Raw genomic sequence first — 22,641 nt, forward strand, 5'->3', positions numbered from 1 at the left:
GGATTTCCAAACTAACCAACCAAACTTGTTATGATCGTCTTCTTGATGTAGATTCCGATCTTGAATTATTATTTCCAGAATTACCTCTACTTTGTACCGCCATTGGCTTACTTTGAGTCGATCTAGTAACAGTACGTTTTGTATTTGTTGTCGTGCGCTGTGTTACTTGTGGTGTACTTCTGTTTGTGCTATTGCTTTTAGTATATGTACGAGTATTATTGTTATTTGGTTTTTGTGTAACAGTATTTTCTCTCGTACGTCTTACATCATTTGTTCTTGTATTGTTATTTTGAATAACAGTTCTATTAACGTTTTCTCTGGTTACTTTATTATTGTTTGCTTGAGAATTACTTCTTGATATGTTGTTGTTTGAATAATCTCTTCTACTATCTGTTCTATTAGAAGATTGATAATTTCTATCGTTACCTCTATTAGTATCGTAACGTCTTCCGTTATCATTATTTTTTGAAACTTCATATCTAGAAGTCGCATGTCTGTTTATTTGTGTTCTATTTTTATCACTTCTGTAAGCGGTAGCATAACTTCTGTTTCTGGAAATGGTTTCACCACGTCTGCTATAAATAGCTGTTCTTGGTCTGTAATTGTTATAAAATGGTCTGTTGTAAACATAACGCACAGGTGTATAATATTGTCTATAAGGTCTGTTGTAAACTACACAGTAATCGTATGAAGGAACACTGTAATAACGGTGCCAAGGTCTGTAAACATAATGTCTGTTATAAACATTTATATATCCTGTATAGTGTGAAATCACATTGTAATTGTTGTAGTGCACATACAAACCACCTACACGAGTAACATACCCACGGTTGTTATAGTTTATATTTACGTTGCCTACTTGTGAAACACGTCCGTAATAATCATAATAAATAGGTGTGTTTTCTATTTGAATGATGGCTCCAAACTCATCATACTGAACATAAGCATTATAATCGTACCCCGAGTTGAAACTGATGTTTACATGAGGCGAACCAATAGAAACATTTAAATTGGAATTACCTCTTAAGATATTAAAATCGAATTGGCCATCTGGGAACACCGAAAACTCAATACCGTCTTCAACAAAAATGAAAGAGTTACCGTAACCTCTGTTGTCAATAGTTGTTGTGTTTTCTGGATTGATTGTGGCTGCATTAACAGTAAACCCTGTAAGGATTAAACCGGCTAATAAGAATATATACTTTTTCATGATTGTGGGTATTAATTGTTATACGATTAGGTAATTACAAACAGCGTGCCAAAAAACAAGGTTAGATTTTAAGTATTTGTAAATCAGTGAAATAAAAATTATTTTTTTCAGATATAAAAAAAGAGAAAGTGATGCAAAAGTTCTGAAAAACATTTTCTAAATTTTGTTTTAAACCTAAAGCATCATTCCAAATGACACATACGTTTAGGTTTCATATTAAATGGTACAATAAATCCCAAAACACAACGAAGCGTTTTGGGATTTATTCAACTAACTAATAAAAAACTATTTAATTTTTTTATGTTTTTTGATTTTGCCATTATGCTTGTGATAGTAATAATTGGAATCAGTATGATAATAATTGTTGCTACTAGTATAAGCACTATGGTTGTCTATATGGTAATCGTTAAAACGATTGTATTGGTTAACAACCCCACGAATTGAAACAATTTCTCCCCAATGGTTATAATTAACCCTTAAACCACCTACTTGTGCTAATGTGGCGTTTTTGCCTCTACCATAATCTATAAATACAGAACCAACTCGCGTTATTTTACCATATCTATCATAATTTAAGTTTACATCGCCTATACTTCTAATAATACCATTTCTATCACGTGAAATATATCTATTAGCTTCATGAGCTGTAGAATAGTTAATACTTACTCGCGGCCCATTATATGAAGCGTTTATGGTATTTCTTCTAGAATTTGAGTTGTAATAAGTGTTATTGTATTTAAAATCAAAATCAAAACTACCATCAGGGAATATTAAAAACTCCACACCGCGTTCTACAAATACTATGGGTTGTGCATAACGGTAACGTTTGGTAATATCAATATCGTTTCCTTCATTGCTATTGTCTAATTCTGTTGCTGATGCAGTTGCTAATCCTATTAGCATACCTGCAAATAAAAGTACTATTCTTTTCATAATTCAAATATTTAATGTTCTGCCTACTTTTACGCGTTTCGGCATTCGCTATTACCGTTCAAATTTTCAACATGCGTGCCAAAAAAATAGTTTGAGTTTATTTAACAATTCTTTATGTAAAAACGAAAACACTTTTAACTTTTAAAAATTTGAATAACAATTAGTTATGTAAATATAGATTGATTAACGTTTTTATTTAAAAAATGTATATTTTTATATAAACTAATCATCTCAATGAGAAAAAAGCTAACTACTTGCGCAAATTGCGAACAAAAATTTGCAGAAGATTTTCAGTTTTGTCCGTACTGTGGACAAAAATCTAACGAAGATTTAACTTTAAGTGTTTTATTCTATAATACCATTAGCAACTATTTTTCAGTTGATGCCCGATTTTTTTAAAGTTTCATCCCGCTTATGATTAAACCTGGTTATTTGGCAGAACGCTTTATTCAAGGGAAAAGATTATTGTATTTGCATCCTGCCCAAATGTATTTGTTTATTTCTGTGTTGTTTTTCTTTTTGTTTTCGTTTATAAGTAGAACTCAAGTTGAAAATGTAAATAAGGTTTTTAAAGAAGACATAAAAGCCATAAAAACATTGGATACAATAAATATTGAAGAGTTAAATGATAAATTGAAAAATATAGAAGGATTTGAAATCAAAGGAATGGATGCGTTGGATTCGATATCCACTTCAGAAAAACAAAAAGAACTAAACAGCGTTAGCGCTTTTGATTTTGTCCATAAGAAAGAAGTAGATTCCTTAATAAAATTAAATGCTTCAAAAGAAGATATTTATAGAGCAATGGGCATGAATGATGACGCTGGTTATATTACCAGAAAATTCTATTCGCAAATGCTCAAATTTTATAAGCAACGTGACGGCGGTTCTCTTTTACAAGCTTTTTACGATAGTATTCCCATTGCTATGTTTATTCTGCTTCCTATTTTTGCACTCATATTAAAACTACTTTATTTTAAAAGAGGTCGTTTTCCACATCACTTGGTATTCAGTTTTTATTTTTTTTCGATTTTATTTATGGCATTTAGTTTATTAATGATAGCTGATTTTATTTTTAAGTTACCATCCTTTGTAACTACCATAGTTATACTTTCTACTTTTTTTTATTTGCTTTTGGCCCTAAAACGATTTTATGGACAGGGTTGGTTTTTGACTTTTTTAAAAACTACTGTTACCACATTTACTTTTCTATTATTTGTGATCCCTTTTGCCATTATTATGGTAGGACTGGCTACTTTCATGTTTTATTGATTTTTCAATTCTTTAGAAATTCTAATAAAAGAAGGGCTGTAATTAAATTACAGCCCTTGTCATAATTCATTAATTAAAATAATTATTTCAATAATAACTTCACAGCTTTCGCACCTTCAAAGGTTTCAACAGTAGCAATCCAAATACCAGTTTTGAAATTAAAATCTGTATCCTCGTTAGTTTTGATTGTTTTAACCAAAGCACCAGTTATGCTATAAATATTAACTTCAGTTGTAGATTTTACATTAGATACATAAATTCTATTTCCAATTGCTCTAACATTTGATGTAACAGCAGAAGTTTCACCAACTTTGTCTATACTTAAAACAAAATCAGGATTTGCAACTAATGTGGTTGGGACTGTTAATCCTGTTAATATGTAAGCTGCATTCCTCCAAATAGTTAAAGCTTCAGGAGAGATGTTTTCTCCATCACCATTAACACTGGCACCATAACTTAATGAAAAGGCAAAAGCATCAACATTTAGAACATCTGCAACGTTCTCGCCAAGCTGTGTTCCTTTTGGCCAAAAATTAAACACAACTGCTTGATCTGGATTTGAAACTTCGGGAACTGTAGCCAAAAGTGTCCCACTGGTTGAAATGTTAAGTCCATTAATAATTTCAATAGCTTTGTCACCACCATCATTACCATTGCTTTCTGATGTTTCAGCCAATAACCTGATTTGGCTCCCTGCAGAAAAATCGATACCACTATATAAATCGTGACTTTGATTTTGTGGTGATACTGTAACTGATAGATTTTGAGTATTTGTAGCTACTGCATCGGCATCGGTAACGGCTCTGCCGTTTCTAAAGGCACTTGATTTGTTATATATTATTGGAGTTCGAATATCTTTGACTCCAAGTTTTCCTCCTGGCATGAAAAAGGCACCTCCAGAACTTAAAGTTTCTTGTGCAATAACAAGGTCGAAAAATTGTGGATCAAGAATTTTATTACCATCACTATAGGTCTCTAAATAAGTAACCTTAAAATTACCATCAGCTTCTAACATCTTGATTACAGGATCTTGCCCAGGAGTTGATACTTCTGGAGAAGGGGCATCTACCCCTTCTTGATTTATATATAAAATCTGTTTAAATAAGGCAGGATTATTATATAATATTGTTGAAACAGGGATGCCTGTTAATAAATAGGCAGCATTTCTCCAAATAGTAAGCGCTTCGGCAGTTATATTAGTACCTTTTCCTTTCACTAAGGCACCGTAACTAAATGATAAGGCTACTGCATCTACGCTAAGCACATCTGTTGTTGTTTCTCCTAGCTGAGTACCTGCTGGAAGATAATTGACTACAAATGCTTTTTCTACATTGGCAACCTCAGGAACGGTGGCCAACAATGTACCCGACGTTGAAATTTCCAAATTATTTAATACATCAATTGCTTTGGTTCCACCAATAGATCCATCATCGTTAGCCAGTTCGTGCGTAATTCTAACTTGGTCACCACCAGAAAAATCGATGCCGCTAAACATATCGTGACTTTGATTTGCTTGTGGCACCGTAATAAAAAAGTTCTGTGTGGCGGTTACGGTAGCATCGGCATCAGTGACAGCTTTTCCATCCCTGAAAGCCCAAGTTTTATTATAAATAATAGGAATGGAAACGTTTTTTACACCAAGTGCCCCGTTTGGTTGAAATAATGCAGCATCCGAATCGATGGTTTCCTGTGCAACAACTAAGTCATACCCAGAAAGATCAGGAATGCCGCTTCCATCAGGTGGCGTTTCTACATAAGTAACTGTAAAATGTTTATCAAATTCCAGCATTCTTATAACGGGATCGTAACCTGGGGTAGAGCCTCCTCCTGTACCTGGGTCAACACCAATTTGATTTACATATAGTATTTTCTTTGCGGTTTCAGGATTGTAATAAAGTTCGCTAGGAACAGGCAGTCCTGTTAAAAGGTACGCAGCATTTCTCCAAATGGTCAATGCTTCAGACGTTATGTTTTTACCATTATTCCTAACCAATGGGCCATAGCTAAAAGATAATGCTACGGCATCTACATTAAGTACATCTGTAACAGCTTCACCTAGTTGTGTTCCCACAGGAAAATAATTAACCACAATAGCTTTTTCTTGATTGGTTACTTGAGGAACCGTAGCTAGTAAAGTGCCGGACGTTGAAATGTCTAAATTGTTTACTATCTCAATGGCTTTGTCTCCTATTTCCGAACCGTCACTATTTGACAATTGATAGGTTATTCTTAATTGTTCACCTTCAGAGAAATCAATACCACTAAATATATCGTGACTTTGGTTAGCTACTGGAACTGTAATGAATAGGTTTTGTGTATTTACAGCTACTGCATCAGCATCTGTAACGGCTCTGCCATTTCTAAAAGCAGATGCTTTATTATAAATTATAGGAATGGTTACATTTTTAACACCTAAGACACCGTCTGGTTTAAGAAGACCAGCACCTGAACTCATATTCTCTTGAACAATTACTAGATCGAAATTTATTAAGTTTGGCAAATTGCTACCATCTTGTGGGGTTTCTACATAAGTGAGCTCAAAATTAGGATCACTTTGTAACATAACAATGACTTGGTCTTCATCAGGGTCGGAAGTACTGGTAGAGGAAGAACCAACACCCGTTTGATTGACATATAACACCTTTTTTACTTGTGCGACTAGTGGTGAAAACAAGCCTGTAATGAGTAATAGAAATAGGTAACTGGTAATGTAGTGTTTCATGATTTTAATGAATTTATTTGGTGTTAGTATTTCTCTAAAATATACACTCACAATTACTTATAGGCTTATAAAAGTTCGGTGGTCAATTATGTAAAATAAGTTGCGTTTTATTCTTATGCTTTATTTATATGGAAAACCTCCAAAACTTGTACACATAAAAAAAGGAGGTGTATGAAACACCTCCTTTTTAATTATTTTATTTAGAAAAGGGATTATCTGGTCATTAATTTAACTGCTTTAGTACCTTCAAAGGTTTCAACAGTAGCAATCCAAATACCGGTTTTGAAATTAAAATCAATATCCTCGTTAGTTTTGATTGTTTTAACCAAAGCACCAGTAATACTATAAATATTAACTTCAGTTGTAGATTTTACATTAGATACATAAATTCTATTTCCAATAGCTCTAACATTTGATGAAACAGCAGACGTTTCACCCACTTTGTCTATGCTTAAAGTAACATAATCAGGATTTACATATAAACTTGTTGGAACAGATAGCCCGGTTAATACATAAGCTGCATTTCTCCAAAGGGTTAATGCTTCAGAAGTAATATTGGCTCCATCTCCTTTAATAATCGCTCCGTAATTAAAAGCAAAAGCAATCATTCTTACTTGAGATACATCCGTAACTGCAGTCCCAAATTGAGTACCCGCAGGAATATCATTAACTACAATGGCTTTATCAACAACGGTAACATTAGGATTTGTGCCTAATAAAGTTCCAGTTACTGAAAGGTCTAGTTCATTCAAAACATCAATTGAATTTGTACCAGTACCACCATTATTATCTGAAGTTTCATTATATAGCATAAATTCATTTCCTGTGAATGCGATTCCACTAAACAATGGATTGGTTTGATTTACTAGATCAACAGTAAGCGTAGTTGCAGGTGAAATAGCCATAGCTGCATTAGCATCCGTAACAGCTCTACCATTTCTTAAAGCCCAACTTTTGTTATAAATAACTGGTATTGCAATATTTTTGATACCAAGTGGTCCCGTTGGTTTCCATATACCATCACCAGAACCAAAAGTTTCTTGAGCAATTACCAAATCGTAACCTGTAAGGTCAAGCCCTGTTCCATTAGCATCTACAGGAAGTACAGTGATATTAAAATTAGGATCTGCCGTAAACATTCTAACTATCGGATCATTGTCATATAAAGATGCACCTGGTGCTTCGGTCCCAGAATAAGTAGATTTTTGTACATAAGCTATCTCTTGTGGTTTCGCTTGTAATGTTTGATAGGTTACTTCAATATACGGTAAGTAAATATCAGAACCTGCACCAGCAACTGCCATAAACTCTAAATTTTGAGAGTTTCCAACAGTAGAATAAAAATCAACAGTAATGAACTCATTTAAATCTTGACCAGAAGTAGCTGTAGCATTTAGAGTTTCCTGGTAAGTAGTACTAGAAGCACTTGAAGTAAGTGTGCCGTTAACTTTTATCCAAGACTTATTGTTGTTGTTTGGCATTTTTAATTCAAGGCCTAAACTTGAAAATTCAGACAAGGGTACTTTAACAACAGAAGTTCCTAAGGGTTTGATTAGAACTCTAGAACCCGCTTTCATATCTAGTCCATAAGTTGGACTATGGTAATTATCACCTGCAGCATGTCTGTAATCTAATCTTCCGTCAGCACTTTTAAATCTATCAGTTTGAGGTTGAGCAAGCGCTTCAGGAGACCCTTGAATTACATAGCCGTTCGAAGGATTTGGAATTATTGAACCATCTCTAAAATCATAAATAGTTGTTTCAGTAATAAGTTCGTAATCATCAAAAACCGGATTAACATACAATGTAGAAGGAGGCGTTTGTCCTGTTAACATATAAGCAGCGTTTCTCCAAAGGGTTAAAAACTCTGAAGTAATGTTTCCTCCATCCTTTTTTACCCAAGCTCCCCAAGTAAAAGGAAATGCTATGGCATCTTTAGCAAAAGTACCAGAGGCATCTGTACCAATTTGGGTACCAGTAGGGAAGTAGTTGATGGCAACGGCTTTAGTTTTATCTGTTATTTGAGGAACAGAAGCCAATAAAGTAGTGGTGCTTGATATTTCAAGATCATTAACAGCATCTATTGAATAAGGGCCTACATTACCTTTATCGTCGGCAGTGGTTCTAAACAAATCAATAGAACTTCCATTAGTAACCGAAATACCATTAAATATAGGGCTGGTTTCATCTTCTACGGCCATTGATAATTGTTGAGTTCGCGTAAGAGCTGAAGCAGAAGTAACCAATGCGGTAGAACTACCTCTAAAAGCATAACCTTTAGCGTAAATAACAGGAACAGTTAATTGGTTTGGATGAAGCGGGTTTCCAACCTTAAAAATAGTATTTGAAGACGCCATATTTTCAGAAACAATGACTAACTCAAAGTCTGTAAAATTAACCGGAGAAGCTATAGCGTTGGCTCCTGTTGCTTGAGTTCCCATTTCGGTAACCACAAAAGCTTGATCTATTTTTACCCAAGAAACCGTAAAGTTTGCATCAGCTTCCAACATTTTTATAATTTGGTCTTGACCAGGTAACGAACCTCCGTTGGCTATATAGTCCGAATCATTGGTTCCATCTTGAATAAGATACAGAACATCTTGTTGTGCTATCATTTGACTGGATGTCAAAGCGAAAAGCAAAGTAAATAGTAAAAAAGTAAATTGTTTTTTCATAATTAATAGTTTAGTTATTTAAATTGAATTAATAAAAAACCACACAGTATCGTGTGATATTGTGAGTGTAATATAGGGTAGTTATTAATAATTTAATGGTATTTTTGAACGGCGGTCGATTTTATAAATAAATTACCTGCAGCATTTGGTTCGAAAAAATGAATTATTTATAAAAAAAATGAGGATAAAACAAAAATACGTAAAAAACCGTATTGTTAATGGAGTTTTTCTGTTAAATATTTGGCTGTTTCAGAGGTGTTAACCTTCACTATATCTTCGGGAGTTCCTGTAGCAACTAAGTTCCCACCGGTTTCACCTCCTTTGGGTCCTAAGTCGATAATATAATCAGCACATTTAATAAGTTCTAAATTATGCTCTACAACAATAATGGAATGGCCATTTTCAATTAAAGCATTGAATGATTTTAGAAGTTTTTGAATATCATGAAAATGCAAACCTGTTGTAGGTTCGTCAAAAATAAACAACGCTTTATCTTTGTTGTTGCCTTTTCCTAAAAACGATGCTAATTTAATACGTTGCGCTTCGCCACCAGAAAGGGTAGAAGAACTTTGTCCTAAAGTTACATATCCCAAACCAACATCTTGTAAAGGTTGCAGTTTGGTTTTTATTTTGGTTTGTTTGTTGGCTTCAAAAAAAGCAATGGCATCATCAATGGTTAGGTTTAAAATGTCATCAATGTTTTTATTTGCAAAAGTGACTTCTAACACATCTTTTTTAAAGCGTTTGCCTTTGCAGGTTTCGCATTCCAAATGTACATCTGCCATAAATTGCATTTCAATGGTTACTTCACCTTCGCCTTTGCAAGTCCCACAACGTCCGCCATCTACGTTAAATGAAAAGTGTTTTGCTTGGTAGTTCCTTATATTACTTAATTTCTGGTTTGCAAACAATGCACGGATATCATCATAAGCCTTGATATAAGTAACAGGATTGGAGCGCGACGACCTTCCAATAGGGTTTTGGTCTACAAATTCAATATGTTTTATATTGCTGAAATTACCTTCTAAAGATGTAAATTGCCCTAGTTTATCACTAAAATCGGTTAATTTTTTTTGAAGTGCAGGATATAAAATCTTTTTTACCAAAGTACTTTTTCCGCTTCCGGAAACACCTGTAATTACCGTTAGCATCCCTAAAGGAAAACGAACATCAATATTTTTTAAGTTGTTTTCGCGCGCACCAATAACATCTACATAGTATTTTGAAGTTCTTCTGATTTTCGGAACTTCAATTTTCAATGTTTCATTTAGATATTGCGCTGTTAAGGAGTTAGAAGCCAAAATATCATCATAAGTACCAAAAGCCACTACATGTCCACCAAAAGTTCCAGCTTCAGGACCAATATCTATAATGGTATCGGCAGCTTTCATGATATCTTCATCATGTTCCACCACAATAACAGTATTCCCTAAGCTTTGAAGCTGTTTTAAAACCAATATTAAGCGTTCGGTATCTTTGGGGTGCAAACCAATACTAGGCTCATCTAAAATATACATAGAACCTACTAAACTACTGCCTAAAGAAGTTGCAAGATTGATGCGTTGACTTTCACCACCAGAAAGCGTGTTCGATTTTCTGTTCAGCGTTAAATAATCCAACCCTACATTGGCTAGAAATGATAAACGATTGTTGATTTCCTTCAATAACCTGTCTGCAATTTGGGTATCGAAATCGTTTAATTCCAATTGTTTGAAAAAAACTGCTAATTTATCCAAGGGCATTTCTACCAAATCGGTAATGGTGGCGCCACCAATTTTAACGTAATTCGCTTCAATACGTAAGCGTTTACCATTACAGGTTTTACATTTGGTTTTTCCGCGGTAGCGCGATAGCATCACACGGTTTTGGATTTTATAGGCTTTAGCTTCTAATTCAGCAAAAAAGGAATTTAATCCTTCAAAATACTTATTTCCGTCCCAAATAAGTTGCTTTTGGGCATCGTTTAATTGAAAATAAGGCTTATGTATAGGAAAATCGAATTTGTGTGAATTGTTAACCAATTGGTCTCTATACCAACTCATACTTTCTCCACGCCAAGGGAAAATAGCATTTTCGTAAACTGAAAGTCCGGTGTTTGGAATCACTAAATCTTCGTCAATGCCAATAATATCGCCATAACCTTCACATTTTGGGCAAGCACCATAAGGATTGTTAAAACTGAATAGATGAACATTTGGTTCTAAAAAATTAATGCCATCCATTTCAAATTTATTACTAAACGGACGTTGTTTGTTGTCGGACAACGTTTCAATGGCACATTCACCTTTACCTTCAAAAAAAGCTGTTTGTACAGCATCTGCAAGTCTGTTTAAAAAATCTTCTTCATCTTTAATAATGATTCTATCAACCACTAATTGAATGGTGTCGTTCTTTTTAATTGCATTTATTTCTTCAATTCTAACAACATCATTATTTACCTTTATTCTGGCATAGCCCTGTTGTTGTAAAGCTTTAAGTTTATCTTCCATAGTGCGTCCTTCTTCTAAATAAATAGGAGCGAGGAGTAGGAGTTTTTCACCTTCAGAAAATGTTTTTAAATAATTTAAAACGTCTGTAACAGTGTCTTTTTTCACTTCAATCTCAGAAACAGGCGAATAGGTCTTTCCAATTCTGGCAAAAAGAAGTTTTAAATAGTCGTAAATCTCGGTGGTGGTTCCTACGGTTGAACGCGGATTGGTAGAATTCACCTTTTGCTCAATGGCTATGGCAGGTGCTATACCTTTTATATAATCTACTTTTGGTTTGTTTAATCGGCCTAAAAACTGGCGCGCATAACTCGATAAGCTTTCAACATAACGTCTTTGTCCTTCAGCATAAAGCGTATCAAATGCTAAACTGGATTTTCCAGAACCCGATAGCCCAGTAATAACTACTAACTGATTTCTGGGGATAACAACATCAATATTTTTTAAATTATGCAGTTTCGCACCTTTAATAATGATGTTTTCTTTCGGATTTACTTCAGAAATATTAGTAATCATAAGCTTTTACGGGAATAATTTCGCAAAGATACTACAAGTATTTCAAGCTAAAAAATGCACGATACTTTAAATAAAAGTTAAATAATCGCATTATTTTTTGTTTTTTTGGAATGATTATTGGTATATTTGAATCTATTAATCAACACTTTAAACAGCTCTCGCCTATAGCAGAATATTACTTTTAAACTAAAAACCCCAAGCAGAGAAGCTATTTCTATGCCCTAAAAGTAATGATTATGCAATACGAACTTATACAAGATTCTACCTTAGTTAGTAACTATATTAAAGGTGATGAAAGTGCTTTAGAGACTCTTATAAACAGGCACAAGCAAAAAATTTACAGTTTTATTTATTCGAAAGTTTATGATAGAGATGTTGCTGAAGATATTTTTCAGGACACTTTTATTAAAGTAATACGTACACTTAAAAGAGGTGCTTATAATGAAGAAGGTAAATTTTTACCTTGGGTAATGCGTATATCCCATAATTTGGTGATTGATTTTTTCAGAAAGAACAACAGAATGCCAAAATTTGATAATACCGATGAGTTTAATATCTTTTCTGTATTGAGTGATAATAGTCTAAATGCAGAAAATAGCATAATAAAAGAACAGGTTGAAACAGATGTACGACGTTTGGTTGATGAACTTCCTGAAGACCAAAGAGAGGTATTGTTGATGCGTATTTACGAAGATTTAAGCTTTAAAGAAATTTCAGATAAAACAGGTGTTAGTATCAATACAGCTTTGGGGCGTATGCGTTATGCATTAATCAACTTGAGAAAAATTATAGATAAGCACAATATAATTTTAACAAATTAGCACAATAAAGTAAAATTAGCTGCGTTAATAAATTAAATTCAACCTTAAATTATTAAAATGGCAAAACTTTACTCTGAAAATTCTATTAAAAATTTGAACGAACTAGAACCGCGAAAAGAAACGGTTAACTTTATTCTAAACTACTCAAAAGCTTTAAGTGTTATAAATTGTAATAAGATGAAGTTTGAAGCGCTTCTAAACTGAGTGGTGAAAAGCCCTAATATTTTATTTATTTATTAGGGCTTTTTAATTTGTAATAATTATCAATTACCGATTGTCTTCCTATGGTTTTAGTAATGATATCTTTTTCTAAGTCCCAGCCTCTTGCAGGTGAGTATTCACGACCATACCATATAATTTGAAGGTGTAAATCGTTCCAAAGTTCTTTTGGAAATAATCTTTTGGCATCTTTTTCGGTTTGAACCACGTTTTTTCCACTTGTTAAATTCCATCGATACATCAATCTATGTATGTGTGTATCAACAGGAAATGCCGGTACTCCAAATGCTTGAGACATCACCACGCTTGCCGTTTTGTGGCCAACAGCAGGAAGTTCTTCTAAAGCTTCGAAACTTTGAGGCACTTTTCCATTGTGTTTTTCAATTAGAATTTTAGAAAGCCCGTGGATGCCTTTGCTTTTCATCGGCGATAAGCCAACGGGTTTTATAATTTCCCTAATTTCTTCAACCGAAAGTTTTACCATATCATACGGATTATCAGCTTTTTTAAATAATAAAGGAGTTATTTGGTTAACGCGAACATCGGTACTTTGTGCAGACATTAAAACTGCTATCAATAAGGTGTATGGATCTTTGTGGTCTAATGGAATGGGTATGGTCGGGTATAATTCCTGGAGTGTTTTTATTACGAATTCTACCTTTTTATCCTTTGTCATGTTGTATGTTTGTAAAAATCAAAGTTACTATTATGAACACATTAAAACAAGGCGATATCGTACCAAATTTTGAGGTATTTGATGAACAAGGAAACATTATAAAATTATCAGATTATAAAGGAAAAAAACTTGTGGTTTTCTTTTATCCGGCTGCAAGTACACCTACCTGTACTGTAGAAGCTTGTAATTTACGAGATCATTATAAAGAATTATCCGATGCTGGTTATGAAATATTAGGTGTGAGTGCCGATACCCAAAGAAAGCAATCTAATTTTAAAAAGAAGCACGAATTTCAATACCCTTTAATTGCAGATGTAGATAAAGTCATGATTAATGCCTTTGGTGTTTGGGGATCAAAAAAGTTTATGGGCAGAACGTTTGATGGCATCCATAGAAAAACATTTGTAATAGATGAAGAAGGCAAAGTGGATCGTGTTATCGACGCTGTAAAAGCAAAAATTCATGCCGCACAAATTTTAGAATAAAAAAAATCCTTCTTAATTTTTAGAAGGATTTTTAGTTTTTTTATTTGGTGTATTTCTTTCTTTTGGGCAAAACCAAAGGCTTTCTAGTGTAGCCAAACATGCGGTAATCTTTAATTAAATCGGCAATACCTTCGGGTAATTTATCTTCCCAACCGCTTTTTCCGTCGGTTATTTGTTGTAAAATTTCCCTAGAGAATATGGTTAAGCATTTATCGTCGTAATCTTTAATATCTATTACTTTTCCGTTGTATTTAAAGAATTTGTACAATTCTTTCATACGTGGGTACACTTTTAGGTTTTCACTGGTGATCAGTTCGCCAGTAGCTACATCAATCATGGGATATAAGTAGACTTTCAAGTCTTTAAAGAATAATTTTCCAAACGCTTCTAAAATGCCTCCACTCATATGGCGATAATATTTTTCATCAAAAATATCAACCAAATTGCTTACACCCATAGCAAGTCCCATTCTAGCTTTTGTGTAGTTTGAGAAATATTCAACTACCTTATAGTATTCTTGGAAATTGGATATCATAACCGATTGTCCTAAAGAGCATAACAAATCGGCTCTATCCATAAAATCTTGCTCATCAATTTCGCCTTCAGCTCTTAAGTTAGATAATGTAATTTCAAAAACCACTTCGGTATTTTCTTTATCAACTTTTTTCTCTTCAATAAACATTTTATATGCATTTTCATACATATCTATATTTACTTGTGTTACAGGTCTAAAGCTTCCTCTAAAAGCTAGAATATTTTTCTTGTAAAATACACGAGCTGGCAGTACGTTCTTTCCATCAGGTCCAAACATTACGGCATCGGTCATACCATTTTTTACAAGTTGTAAACTCATTAATCGGTTATCAACATTTTTGTATAAAGGCCCAGAAAAATTAACGGTATCAATTTCTAATTGATCTTTATCTAGATGGTCGTACAAATAACGTAATAATTTTTTTGGCTCATTATATTTGTAAAAAGCACCATAAATTAAATTTGTACCAATAACTCCAAGGGTTTCTTGTTGTAGCCTAGCGTCCGTTTCTTTAAAACGGATATGCAAAAGAATGTCGTTATATTCTTGGTTTGGCTCTATTTGGTATTTAATTCCAATCCAGCCATGACCTTTAAATTGTTTAGCAAAATCGATGGTGGTAACCGTATTTGCAAACGAGAAAAATAGCTTATTTGGGTAATCTTTTCTAGAAAGACGTTTTTCAATAAGGTCTATTTCATGATTAAGCATTTTTCTTAAACGACCTTCAGTCACATAGCGCCCATCATCTTCAGCTCCATAAATGGCATCACTAAAGGCCTTGTCGTAAGCAGACATTGCTTTTGCTATGGTTCCAGAAGCACCGCCAGCTCTAAAGAAATGCCGACTGGTTTCTTGTCCTGCTCCAATTTCCGCAAAAGTACCGTAAATGTTTTCGTTTAAATTTATTCGGAGTGCTTTGGTTTTTAACGAAGGTATTTCTTCAAATTCCCTGTCTCCTTTTAAGGTAATTTCCATGTTACTGTTTGGGTTACTTAGTAATTTTAACAAAGGTATCAAATAATGGAAGTAAATAAAAAAATAACTTTAATTTTGTTCGTGTAAAAGAGCCCTTTTAGTATGCATTAAAAAGGACTCCATTATTTTAATATTTCTGTAAAATTATAGAGCAAAAATTATCAATTTCAATGTGGAATTTCAATTTTCGTATTAATTATTTTGAAAAAGAAGCAATTAAGTATAAATAGTTGAATAAAAAGTAAATATTTAATTTTTGAAAATAACGTTTTTAGGCACTGGGACATCACAGGGTATTCCTATAATTGGGAGTACGCATCCTGTGTGCTTAAGTGACAACAAAAAGGATAAACGCTTGCGTGTTTCGATTCTGGTTGAATGGGATACATTTACTTATGTTGTAGATTGCGGACCGGATTTTAGATACCAAATGTTGCGTGCGGGATGTACTAAATTAGATGGGGTTTTATATACACATGAACATTCAGATCACACATTAGGTTTAGACGATATTAGACCTTTTTATTTTAGACAAGGCGATATTTCAATTTATGCACACAAGCGGGTTTTAAAATCGCTTAAAAAACGGTTCGATTATATATTTACAACTAAAAATAAATATCCTGGAGCACCTTCTGTTATTACACATCGAATAAAAAACGAAGCGTTTACTTTGAATAATCTAGAGGTGGTTCCAGTAAATGGAAAACACGATACATTACAGGTTTTTGGTTTTAAATTTGGAGATTTTGCTTATTTAACGGACATGAAAACTGTTAAAGAAAAGGAAATTGAAAAAATAAAAAACATAAAGGTTTTGGTAGTTAATGCTTTACGGATTGAACCGCATCAATCGCATTTTAATTTAGACGAAGCGTTGCAGTTTATTGACAAGGTAAAACCGGAAAAAGCTTATTTAACCCATATAAGCCATATGTTAGGGTTTCATGACGAGGTTGAAAAAACATTGCCAAAAAACGTGTTTTTAGCTTATGATAGTTTGCAAATAACAATTTAAATTTTTATAAAATGAGACAGAAAATTTTCATGTATTTATTCGTTTTTTCAATCCTACTGGTTTTATTTCAGTACGTAAATTCTAAACGTGTTTTTGAAGATATGAATCGAAAATTAGAAGGATACAAAAATCAATTAGAGCACTGTAAAGATTCTTTGGCGGTTTTAGAAGATGAAAATTTAGATTTATCACATTTCAATTTGGAAAGAAATGAAGATGCCATTAGTTATTTTGAAAACCAAGGTTATAACGTAGCCGAATTGATTCCGTTAATAAAAGATGAACTTTACAAGTTGAACGAAGAAAAGGATGAGCACCCAATAATTCCTTATGCATCGGAAGAAGGAAAACGTATGATGATAAACACTGTTAAACTGCTAAACCACAAATGGATTATAGCAGATTTTTCAGATGGACACTATTGGGGCGAGCTTTTTTTGACCTATGAAATTACGGAAGAAAAGCAACTTAAATTCAATTTAGTAGAATCGTTTTTGTACCCTTTTAATTAGATTCAATCTTATAAGCAATTCCCTTTTGTTTTTTTGTTTCTCCAACATACGAGTATTCAAACGTATATGAGGAATCGGTGGTGGTAAGTATTTTTAAATGAATATCTTTCTGCTCAGCCATATTTTTTGGTTTTATGGTTTTAAATACAACCTCGCAATCATTTATCCATCGTATTTGAGTGGAATCGATTTTATTGTTATAAACCTCAATTTGTAGCGTTTCAGTGCGCTTAAATTTCGATTTAAAAACTTTTCCGTCAATAATTACCTCGCTTTCATAGTTACCAGTTTTATAATCGGTGCAGTTGCGAGTGGTTTCATAGCAACTTAAAAAACTTAAAAAAAGTAAAAGACAGGTAAACTTCATAATAAAAAATTTCATCACAAAATTACTAAACTAAATAGTTAATTCTGGAAATTTTTAAAACTTCCGTCAGAATAAAAAATAACAATGCGCTCGATGGTTTTGTCTTCTTTTGCTTTTGTTTCAATTTTACTTTCTATAATGGTAGAAGTGGGAGAAACTAAATCTGGTTCAGGAGTTTTTTTTGTTGAGGGAAATTCACCTTTACCATTTAACAACCAATACAATTCAACTTCAGGAAAGGAGCCAAGTATTTTCAAAACAAATTCCAAACTGGGTTTGTTTCTGCCCGATAAAATATGGGAAATACTCGAACGCTGCACACCAATTTTTTCAGCAAAAGAAGATGCTGTTTCTCCGTAATAATCTATTACTTCTTGTAGTCTTTTAGAAAAATCCTCAATGTTTACCATTGTAACATAAATAAATGCAATTATGATTTACAAATGTAACAATATATAATTTAAAATGGGTATAAAGGAGTGTTAAAAGTGTATTTTACTTATATTACAACTTCATATAGTGTGTCTTATTATACTGAAATGCAATTATTTGAAGTTTATAAATATGATTTAAAATAATTTGCTTAAGTAATGTGTTGAATCAATACTTTTAAGTGTATAATATTGTAAACAAATTGATGATTTTTTGTGTTTACAAATGTAAATTTGTAATTGTTTACATTTGTATCCTTAAAGTATTATGATGCAAATAGAAGTTATAAAATCGTTGTTTTTAAAGTATAAAGAAATCAGTTTGAGTCATCGCTATATTACCAATAAGCACATTGAACCCTTGTTGGAAAAAATGGCTAATAAATTGGAGATTGAAACAATTGGAAGTTCAGTTTTAAATAATCCTATTTATGGAATAAAGATTGGTGACGGGGACAAACGAATACTTATGTGGTCTCAAATGCATGGAAATGAATCGACCACTACAAAAGCAATATTTGATTTATTTAATACATTTTTAGCAGAAGATGCATTAATAAATCACATTTTAAATACCTGTACTTTATATATCATACCTATTTTGAATCCGGATGGTGCAAACGCTTATACTAGGATAAACGCCAATGAAGTTGATTTAAATAGAGATGCCCAAAATTTAACACAACCAGAAAGCAAAGTGCTTCAAGATGCTTTTAATTCTTTTAAGCCACACTATTGCTATAATTTACACGGGCAGCGTACTATATTTAGCGCAGGAAATACCAATAAACCCGCCACCGTGTCCTTTTTAGCGCCAGCGCAAGATAAAGATTGTACCGTAACCCCCAATAGAAAAATAGCTATGGAAATTATTGGAGTAATGAACGATACTTTGCAACAAATAATTCCAAATCAAGTTGGTGTTTACGATGACGCTTTTAATTTAAATTGTGTGGGAGATACATTTCAAAGTAAAAATATCCCTACAATCCTTTTTGAAGCTGGTCATTACAATAATGATTATGCACGCGATAAAACAAGAGAATTTATTTTTATATCATATTTAATTTCATTGGACTATATTTCAAAAAACGATATTTCTGGAGATAATTACAAACCTTATTTCAATATTCCAGAGAATGAAAAATACTTTTTTGACATAATTATAAAGGATGCAAAAACGAAAGTGAACAACAAAACGGTTATAACAGATATAGGTATTTTGTATCAAGAGAAATTAGTAGATGAAAAAATTCATTTTATTCCTAAAGTTGAAAAAATTGAAAATCTTGATATGTATTTTGCTCATAAAACAATTCATAGCAATAGAACAGAGGTATTTGATAATGAAAGTCAATTATTGAAAATTGGTGACGAAAACGTTTTCGTAATAATAAATAATGAAAAAATCTCATTATTACCGAAATAAAGTACAGGTATAATGCATAATTATTAGTGAAAATGTATTAATTTTGGTTTATATTTAAGAATAGTTAATTATGGGGAAAATTAAATTAGACGAAATCGATCATCAAATTCTTGACATGTTAATCGATAACACAAGAATTCCGTTTACAGACATTGCAAAAAAATTATTAATATCAGCAGGTACGGTTCACGTACGTGTGAAAAAAATGGAAGAGCAGGGCATTATAAGAGGCTCATCATTAATGCTGGACTACAAAAAATTAGGCTATTCATTTATAGCTTATGTAGGTGTTTATTTGAATAATACATCGCAAACTAAATTTGTATTAGAGCGTATTAATGAAATTGCTTTTGTAACTGTGGCACATATAACAACGGGGAAATTTAATATTTTCTGTAAAATCAGAGCGAGAAGTACAGAGCACGCAAAAGAAATTATATTTAAATTAGATGATATTGATGGTGTTTATAGAACAGAAACCATGATTTCTTTAGAAGAAAGTATCAATGATAAAAAACGACTGATGCACTCTATTTTTAATGAGATGTAGATAACATATAAAAATTCAAAAAAAAGCCAGTTCAATTTTGAACTGGCTTTTTTTTGAATTTTTCTCGTCCTGAAATAAGTTGACTCAAAGTTTATGTTTTCTAGGTTTACAATCTTCCATCTACATATTTTTTTAGAACTCCTTTAACATCATATAAAACACTATTATTCTTTAATAAAGGACTTAAATCGATACTTAAATAGTCATTATGCGCAACTGTTAGAACAATTGCTTCAAAAGTATCTTGTGGCAATGCATTTGAAGTAATTATCCCATATTCCTTTTTCACATCTTGTGGATTAGCCAAAGGGTCATGAACAACAACATGTGTTCCATAACTTTTTAATTCGCGAATAACATCTACAACTTTTGTATTGCGAACATCTGGACAGTTTTCTTTAAATGTTATACCGAGTATTAATATTTTAGAATCTTTAACTTTTATATCTTTTAAAAGCATGAGTTTAATAACTTCTGAGGCTATATATTTACCCATACTATCATTTACACGACGTCCTGCCAAAATAATTTCGGGATGATATCCAATCTCTTGGGCTTTTTGAGCTAAATAGTAGGGGTCTACACCAATACAATGCCCACCAACTAGACCTGGCTTAAAAGGCAAGAAATTCCATTTGGTAGCAGCTGTTTCCAGTACAGCATGGGTATCAATATCCATTAAATTGAAAATTTTTGCTAATTCGTTCACAAATGCAATATTTATATCACGTTGGGTGTTTTCAATTGCTTTTGCTGCTTCTGCGACCTTAATTGTAGGCGCAAGATAAGTTCCTGCAGTAATAACACTGGCATATAACAAATCTACCCTTTTTGCTATTTCGGGTGTAGAACCAGAAGTTACTTTAAGTATTTTATCTACAGTATGTAATTTGTCTCCAGGATTAATACGTTCTGGAGAATAACCTGCATAGAACCCTTCATTAAATTTCAATCCACTATTTTTTTCTAGGATGGGTACGCATTCTTCTTCTGTAACACCAGGATATACTGTTGATTCGTAAATTACAATATCACCATGTTTAAGTGCCTTTCCAACAATTTCACTCGATTTATATAAAGGTGTCAAATCAGGCCTATTGTTTTTGTCAATTGGTGTAGGGACTGTTACTATATAATGGTTACAATCTTTTAAATCTTCAAAATTTGTGGATAAATATAGACCAATATCATCATTTAAATTTTTCTTTAAAACCGATAGAAGAAGACTCTCTTCAACCTCAAAGGTTATATCTTTTCCTTGGTTTAATTCACTGATTCGTTTTTGATTAATATCAAATCCAACAACACTATATTTTGAGGCAAAAAGTCTAGCTAAAGGCAATCCGACATAACCAAGACCTATTATAGCAATTTTAATACTATCCATTTACTTTTGTTTTTTTAAATTTTCCCAATACCAATTAATAGCTTCTTTTAAGCCGTTTTTAATATTATAATTTGGATGATAATTTAATAATTTTTTAGCCTTTTCAATTGATGCTAAAGAGTGTGGAATATCTCCTGCCCTGTTTGTTGTGTGCTTTATTTCAACATTATTTATTTCTGAATCAAATTCAGATAAGTATGATTTTAATAAACTAGTTAATTCTAAAAGTGTGGTTTCTTCACCAAATGCAACATTATATATAGTATTTAAAGCATCTTTATTAGAAGTAGTTAACGCGTTAATATTTATTTGTATAACATTATCTATATAAGTAAAGTCCCTTGAATAACTTCCATCACCGTTAATGATAGGAGATTCATGATTGATAAACTGCTGTATAAATTTTGGTATTACAGCTGCATAAGCACCATTAGGGTCTTGTCTTTTTCCAAAAACATTAAAATATCTAAGCCCAATCGTATCAAAATTATAGGTGGTATGAAAAACATCAGCATATAACTCGTTTACATATTTAGTAATGGCGTATGGAGATAGTGGCTTGCCTATGGTTTCTTCTACTTTAGGTAAAGCCTCATGGTCTCCATATGTAGATGAGCTAGCGGCGTAAACAAAGCGTTTAACGCCCGCATCTCTAGCTGCTACAAGAATGTTTAAAAACCCCGAAACATTCACATCGTTAGTAGTGATGGGATCTTTAATAGACCTTGGCACTGACCCTAAAGCTGCTTGGTGCAACACATAATCTATATTGTTACAAGCGGCTTTACAATCTTCAAGATTCCTTATATCTCCTTTAATAAGTTTGAAAAGTTTATTTTTAAGGAAAGGTTCTATGTTTTCTAATTTTCCCGAAGAAAAATTATCTAAACAAACTACTTGAATGTTATTGATAAGTAAGGTTTCGCACAGATTAGACCCAATAAAGCCAGCGCCTCCCGTTATAAGAATGCGCTTATTATTTAGTATTTCTAATTGCTGTTCGGTCATTTTTAGATTTGGTACGATTAATATCAGAACAAATATTGTAAAAAATATTTAGATATGTTAACTATTATACTAATGTTGTGGTTTTTCCTAAGAAATTTAAAACTATGTAAAAATTAACATTTAGTTAGCTGATTTAAATTGCTCTACTGGCAAATCAACATTCTTCTTAGCTTATGGATCGAAAACAATTGCTAAATTTATACCGTTAAGCATAAAATTGAATTCATCAATAGTATTATTAGTTTAATTTTATAAATGGCAACTAATTTTTCTAACTTTCAATAACTAACGATTCAAAACGGATAAAGTATTATTGAAGCATTTAATGTCAGTTAAAGTTTGGCTAAATAATTAATAAATTTTGTTTATATATGACAGATTCAACAATTAAAAAATAACCACGTGGATTAA

The 22,641-nt window shown here is 32.6% G+C and carries 19 protein-coding genes; 8 read left to right on the top strand and 11 right to left on the bottom strand.

All coding sequences use genetic code 11. From position 1 onward, the window contains the following. Nucleotides 1-28: 28 nt before the first annotated feature. A complete protein-coding gene (locus tag ACGK9U_RS10355; RefSeq protein WP_394466303.1) occupies nucleotides 29-1,210 on the bottom strand; it encodes a hypothetical protein in 1,182 nt (393 codons plus the stop codon). Nucleotides 1,211-1,495: 285 nt separating this feature from the next. Continuing rightward, nucleotides 1,496-2,143, bottom strand: coding sequence for a hypothetical protein (locus ACGK9U_RS10360; protein ID WP_394466304.1), 648 nt, complete (start codon nucleotides 2,141-2,143; stop codon nucleotides 1,496-1,498). Between the two features lie 234 nt (nucleotides 2,144-2,377). Here ACGK9U_RS10360 and ACGK9U_RS10365 point away from each other — a divergent pair, with 234 nt between their 5' ends. Together ACGK9U_RS10365 and ACGK9U_RS10370 are read left to right on the top strand one after the other, a co-directional pair. Next, nucleotides 2,378-2,542, top strand: a complete 165-nt coding sequence (locus ACGK9U_RS10365) for a hypothetical protein (protein ID WP_394466305.1) — start codon at nucleotides 2,378-2,380, stop codon at nucleotides 2,540-2,542. A 15-nt stretch (nucleotides 2,543-2,557) separates the two neighbouring features. Beyond that, entirely contained in the window at nucleotides 2,558-3,415 is an 858-nt protein-coding gene (locus ACGK9U_RS10370; protein ID WP_394466306.1) for a DUF3667 domain-containing protein, read from the top strand. A gap of 82 nt (nucleotides 3,416-3,497) precedes the next feature. Here ACGK9U_RS10370 and ACGK9U_RS10375 read toward each other — a convergent pair whose 3' ends face one another. From ACGK9U_RS10375 to uvrA, 3 genes are all read right to left on the bottom strand, one after another. Next, nucleotides 3,498-6,137 carry a hypothetical protein gene (locus ACGK9U_RS10375; RefSeq protein WP_394466307.1) on the bottom strand — a complete coding sequence of 880 codons (2,640 nt, stop codon included), beginning with the start codon at nucleotides 6,135-6,137 and terminating at the stop codon, nucleotides 3,498-3,500. A gap of 212 nt (nucleotides 6,138-6,349) precedes the next feature. Beyond that, nucleotides 6,350-8,812, bottom strand: coding sequence for a hypothetical protein (locus ACGK9U_RS10380; protein ID WP_394466308.1), 2,463 nt, complete (start codon nucleotides 8,810-8,812; stop codon nucleotides 6,350-6,352). Between the two features lie 215 nt (nucleotides 8,813-9,027). Next, nucleotides 9,028-11,814: an excinuclease ABC subunit UvrA gene (gene uvrA / locus ACGK9U_RS10385; RefSeq protein WP_394466309.1), complete on the bottom strand. Its 2,787-nt coding sequence runs from the start codon at nucleotides 11,812-11,814 to the stop codon at nucleotides 9,028-9,030. A 236-nt stretch (nucleotides 11,815-12,050) separates the two neighbouring features. Here uvrA and ACGK9U_RS10390 point away from each other — a divergent pair, with 236 nt between their 5' ends. After that, nucleotides 12,051-12,635, top strand: a complete 585-nt coding sequence (locus ACGK9U_RS10390; RefSeq protein ID WP_394466310.1) for an RNA polymerase sigma factor — start codon at nucleotides 12,051-12,053, stop codon at nucleotides 12,633-12,635. A 229-nt stretch (nucleotides 12,636-12,864) separates the two neighbouring features. Here the strand turns inward: ACGK9U_RS10390 and nth are convergent, their stop codons facing one another. Continuing rightward, nucleotides 12,865-13,530 carry an endonuclease III domain-containing protein gene (nth, locus tag ACGK9U_RS10395; RefSeq protein WP_394466311.1) on the bottom strand — a complete coding sequence of 222 codons (666 nt, stop codon included), beginning with the start codon at nucleotides 13,528-13,530 and terminating at the stop codon, nucleotides 12,865-12,867. 32 nt (nucleotides 13,531-13,562) lie between these two features. Here nth and bcp point away from each other — a divergent pair, with 32 nt between their 5' ends. Then, complete coding sequence (gene bcp / locus ACGK9U_RS10400; protein WP_394466312.1) at nucleotides 13,563-14,015, top strand: thioredoxin-dependent thiol peroxidase; 453 nt, start codon at nucleotides 13,563-13,565, stop codon at nucleotides 14,013-14,015. A 40-nt stretch (nucleotides 14,016-14,055) separates the two neighbouring features. On the opposite strand, the gene ACGK9U_RS10405 is transcribed toward bcp, so the two are convergent. Next, entirely contained in the window at nucleotides 14,056-15,528 is a 1,473-nt protein-coding gene (locus ACGK9U_RS10405; protein WP_394466313.1) for a TonB-dependent receptor, read from the bottom strand. A 256-nt stretch (nucleotides 15,529-15,784) separates the two neighbouring features. On the opposite strand from ACGK9U_RS10405, the gene ACGK9U_RS10410 reads away from it, so the two are divergent. Then, a complete protein-coding gene (locus ACGK9U_RS10410) occupies nucleotides 15,785-16,546 on the top strand; it encodes an MBL fold metallo-hydrolase (RefSeq protein ID WP_394466314.1) in 762 nt (253 codons plus the stop codon). Nucleotides 16,547-16,557: 11 nt separating this feature from the next. Beyond that, the gene (locus ACGK9U_RS10415) at nucleotides 16,558-17,058 is read left to right on the top strand and encodes a hydrolase (protein WP_394466315.1); all 501 of its coding nucleotides are present in this window, start codon (nucleotides 16,558-16,560) and stop codon (nucleotides 17,056-17,058) included. Here the strand turns inward: ACGK9U_RS10415 and ACGK9U_RS10420 are convergent. Beyond that, nucleotides 17,051-17,425 carry a DNA topoisomerase IV gene (locus ACGK9U_RS10420; RefSeq protein WP_394466316.1) on the bottom strand — a complete coding sequence of 125 codons (375 nt, stop codon included), beginning with the start codon at nucleotides 17,423-17,425 and terminating at the stop codon, nucleotides 17,051-17,053. The genes ACGK9U_RS10415 and ACGK9U_RS10420 overlap by 8 nt on opposite strands. Nucleotides 17,426-17,463: 38 nt before the next feature. After that, complete coding sequence (locus ACGK9U_RS10425; RefSeq protein WP_394466317.1) at nucleotides 17,464-17,835, bottom strand: helix-turn-helix domain-containing protein; 372 nt, start codon at nucleotides 17,833-17,835, stop codon at nucleotides 17,464-17,466. A gap of 289 nt (nucleotides 17,836-18,124) precedes the next feature. On the opposite strand from ACGK9U_RS10425, the gene ACGK9U_RS10430 reads away from it, so the two are divergent. Beyond that, entirely contained in the window at nucleotides 18,125-19,285 is a 1,161-nt protein-coding gene (locus tag ACGK9U_RS10430; RefSeq protein ID WP_394466318.1) for a M14 metallopeptidase family protein, read from the top strand. A 70-nt stretch (nucleotides 19,286-19,355) separates the two neighbouring features. Next, nucleotides 19,356-19,835 (top strand): Lrp/AsnC family transcriptional regulator, encoded by a 480-nt coding sequence (locus ACGK9U_RS10435; RefSeq protein WP_117177339.1) that lies wholly within the window; start codon nucleotides 19,356-19,358, stop codon nucleotides 19,833-19,835. A gap of 106 nt (nucleotides 19,836-19,941) precedes the next feature. Here the strand turns inward: ACGK9U_RS10435 and ACGK9U_RS10440 are convergent, their stop codons facing one another. Both ACGK9U_RS10440 and ACGK9U_RS10445 read right to left on the bottom strand, forming a co-directional pair. After that, on the bottom strand, nucleotides 19,942-21,222 hold the full coding sequence (locus tag ACGK9U_RS10440; RefSeq protein WP_394466319.1) for a nucleotide sugar dehydrogenase: 1,281 nt from the start codon (nucleotides 21,220-21,222) through the stop codon (nucleotides 19,942-19,944). Continuing rightward, on the bottom strand, nucleotides 21,223-22,230 hold the full coding sequence (locus ACGK9U_RS10445) for an SDR family oxidoreductase (RefSeq protein WP_394466320.1): 1,008 nt from the start codon (nucleotides 22,228-22,230) through the stop codon (nucleotides 21,223-21,225). It lies immediately after the preceding gene. Between the last annotated feature and the right edge of the window lie 411 nt (nucleotides 22,231-22,641).

Origin of the sequence: Mariniflexile sp. HNIBRBA6329 (assembly GCF_043558645.1) — a bacterium.
Classification (GTDB): domain Bacteria; phylum Bacteroidota; class Bacteroidia; order Flavobacteriales; family Flavobacteriaceae; genus Mariniflexile.